Raw genomic sequence first — 3,264 nt, 5'->3', positions numbered from 1 at the left:
GGCCAGCGTCGCGTCGCCGCTGCGGTCCTGCCCGCCGGTACGGATATGCTTGTAGAATTCGAGATCGCGCATGGTTAGCATCGGCGCTTCGGCGTGGATCACGTAGGATCCCTTCGACCGATCGCCGCCCAGGCCGGGATAGATCAGCACCTGGCCGATCGGCCTTTTGGCCCAGCCGCGTGTCGCGTGGCTGACGGCAGCGGCCAGATTGCCGCCGGCGCTGTCGCCACAAAGCACGATAGGGTGCGGGCGGTTGGCCGCGGCCCATTCGAAGGCGCTCATCACATCGTCGAAGGCGGCCGGATGCAGGTGCTCCGGCGCCAACCGGTAGTCGACCGAGACCACCTCATAGCCGGTGCTGGCGCACAGCTCTGCACAGACATCGTCGTGGCTGTCCAAGCCGCCGAGGATGTAGCCACCGCCATGGAAATACAGCACCGTCACGGCTACCTGGCGCGCGCTTCGGTAGGTTCGGATCGGGATGTCGTGCGTGGGCGTTGCAATGGCGGAGGTTTCGACCGCAACGCCCTCGGGGTAGCCGGCAAAGAACTCGCGGCACATGCGATCGTAGATCTCGCGCTGCTGCGCGATCGTGTAGTCGATCGTGTCGGGTGGATAATAGGAGTTGGTCCGCTCGATGAAGGCCCAGGTTTCGGCGTCGATGAGGATTTTGTAGTCGGTCATGGGCGCTGGTCTGCCGCTCATTTCCCCTTCCACACCGGATCGCGCTTTTCGGCAAAGGCGCGAAAACCTTCCATGCCGTCCTCGGAGCCATAAAGCGCATCGACCGTCGCCAACTGGCGACGGGTCACCTTGTTCATCGCGTCCTGGAAAGTCAGCGCTTCGGCGACGCGCGCCGTCTCCTTGATCGCGGCAAACACCAGCGGCGGGCCGCCGGCCAGCAGCCGGGCGATTTCCCAGACGCGCTCCTCGAGCTTTTCCTTGGGCAGCACTTCGTTGACAAGGCCCCAGCGATGCGCCTCGGCGACATCCATCCAGCGGCCGGTGAGCAGCAGGTCCATGGCGACATGGTAGGGGATGCGCTTCGGCAGTTTGATCGTCGCCGCGTCGGCCAGCGTGCCGGCGCGGATTTCGGGCAGCGCGAAGGAGGAATGGTCCGAGGCGTAGATCAGGTCGCAGGACAGCGCCAGTTCGAAGCCGCCGCCAACCGCCATGCCGTTGACGCAGGCGATGACCGGCTTGTTGAGGTCGCGCAGTTCCTGCAGCCCGGCAAAACCGCCGACGCCATAGTCGCCATCGACCGCATCACCGTCTGCAGCCGCCTTCAAATCCCAGCCGGCGCAGAAGAACTTGTCGCCTGATGTCTTGACGATGGCGACACGCAACTCCGGATCGTCGCGGAACGCCTTGAAGGTCTCGCCCATCAGCCGCGAGGTTTTCAGGTCGATGGCGTTGGCCTTTGGCCGGTCGAGCGTGACCTCGAGGATGGTGCCTTCGCGGCGGGTCGAAATGACGTCAGACATTCTTCTTGTCTCCCAGCACCAGCAGTGCGTCGGCGATCCAGGCGCCCTTGCCTTCGCTGCAGACGATCAGCGGGTTGATGTCGAGCTCCTCGATCTCTCCGGCATTCTTCTGCACGAAAGCGGCAATGCCCGAGATGGCATCGATGGCAGCGGCAACATCGGCTTTCGGCCGGCCGCGATAGCCTTCGAGCAGCGGGAACAGTTTCAGGCCGCGCAACGCTGCCTCGATATCGTCGCGCGTTGCCGGCAGCATCAGCGTGACGCTGTCGCGCAGCAGTTCGACCAGCACGCCGCCAGTGCCCAAGGTCATCACCGCGCCGAACATCGGGTCGCGGGTGAAGCCGACGATCAGTTCAGCGACGCCGTCGCGCACCATGCGTTCGACATAGAGGCCGGTGCCGAGCGGCAACAGGTCATGCGCCGCCGTGCTGACGGATTCGGCATCCCTGAGGTTGAGCCTGACAGCGCCAACCTCGGATTTGTGGGTGACGCCGAGCGCCTTCAGCGCCACCGGGAAGCCGAGCGCCATCGACGAGATCACCGCCTCGACGGCATTGGCGGCGCGTTCGCCTTTGGGCACCGGCAGGCCGGCCTCAATGAGGCGGGATTTCGCCTCGGCCTCATCAGGGGTGACGTGGTCACCGCCAGGCGCACCGGCGGCCGACGTGTCGATCGGCTGCGCCTGCGGTTCAGCCCAAGCCCAGCCGATGAAGGCTGCCGCCCCGGCTGCATCCATCGCTTCGGAAATGCCGAACAACGGCACCATGCCGCGCGCCATCAGCCCGGCCGTGTATTCCTCAGGCAGGTTCTCCGGCAGCGAGGAGACGATCGCGCCTTGCGCCCTGTTGGTCTTCAGCGCCGATTCAAAGGCGCGCAGCGTCGCCCACCAGTCGGTGTCCGAGCAGCGGTCGGGTCGCGGGAAGTCGAGCACCAGCATGTTGAGGTCGAAGCCGCCCGACACCATGGCGGTGAAGGTGGCGGTCATCGCCGGCTCGTTGTTCCAGATGAAGGTGTGGTAGTCGAGCGGATTGGCTACCGCGACCAGCGGCCCAAGCGTCGATTTGACATGAGCACGGTGCGTGCCGGTCAGATCAGGGAAATTGACCCAGCGGCCTTCGGCACTGTCGGCCATGACCGAGGCCTCGCCGCCGGAGCAGCTCATCGACGACAGCCTATAGCCGGGCAAAGGTCCGGTGATGTGCAGCAGCTTCAGCGCCTCGATGAAGGCGGGGATGGAATCGACGCGCGCAATGCCAAGCCGCCTCAAGAACGCGCCCGAGGCCGCGTCCGAGCCGGCCAGCGAGGCGGTGTGCGAGACGGTCGCCTGTCTGGCCTGTTCCGAGCGGCCGACCTTCATGGCGATGATCGGCTTCTTAAGCTCGCGGGCTCGTGCCGCCAACCGTTCGAAGCCGGCTACCGAATCGAAGGCCTCGATGTGCAGACCGAGCGATGTGACCCGCTCGTCCTCGATCAGGCCGAGCGCCATTTCGGACAGGCCGGTCTGCGCCTGGTTGCCGGCGGTCATCAGAAAGGCGATCGGCAGGCCGCGCTTCTGCATGGTCATGTTGATGGCGATGTTGGAGGACTGGGTGATGATGGCGACGCCCTTGCCGCCCTCGGCCAGTCTTATGCCGCCATGCTGGTCGGGCCACAGAAGCGCGCCGTCGGCATAATTGATCAGGCCATAGCAATTCGGCCCGATGATCGGCATCGAGCCGGCTGCTGCGACCAGCTCGGCCTGCAGCCGCTCGCCATCGTCGTCATAGGCCTCGGTCTCGAG

Annotated in this window: 3 protein-coding genes; all 3 read right to left on the bottom strand. The window is 65.3% G+C overall.

Annotated elements, in window-relative coordinates; genetic code table 11:
• A partial coding sequence (locus EN935_RS28000) for an alpha/beta hydrolase (RefSeq protein WP_164771389.1) occupies nucleotides 1-684 on the bottom strand: 684 nt, incomplete at its 3' end.
• Between the two features lie 17 nt (nucleotides 685-701).
• The gene (locus EN935_RS27995) at nucleotides 702-1,484 is read right to left on the bottom strand and encodes a carnitinyl-CoA dehydratase (RefSeq protein ID WP_127373840.1); all 783 of its coding nucleotides are present in this window, start codon (nucleotides 1,482-1,484) and stop codon (nucleotides 702-704) included.
• Nucleotides 1,477-3,264: acetate--CoA ligase family protein (locus EN935_RS27990; RefSeq protein WP_164771388.1), on the bottom strand; the 1,788-nt coding region annotated here is incomplete at its 5' end. The genes EN935_RS27995 and EN935_RS27990, both read right to left, overlap by 8 nt.

It is taken from the genome of Mesorhizobium sp. M7D.F.Ca.US.004.03.1.1, assembly GCF_003998635.1.
In the GTDB taxonomy this organism is placed as follows: domain Bacteria; phylum Pseudomonadota; class Alphaproteobacteria; order Rhizobiales; family Rhizobiaceae; genus Mesorhizobium; species Mesorhizobium loti.
The sequence above is the reverse complement of the archived record's forward strand: the minus strand, read 5'-3'. Positions and strand labels throughout refer to the sequence as shown.

Bases quoted from the DNA above. Each gene is read 5' to 3' on its own strand.
- EN935_RS27995 (WP_127373840.1), bottom strand. From the start codon at position 1,484: ATGTCTGACGTCATTTCGACCCGCCGCGAAGGCACCATCCTCGAGGTC.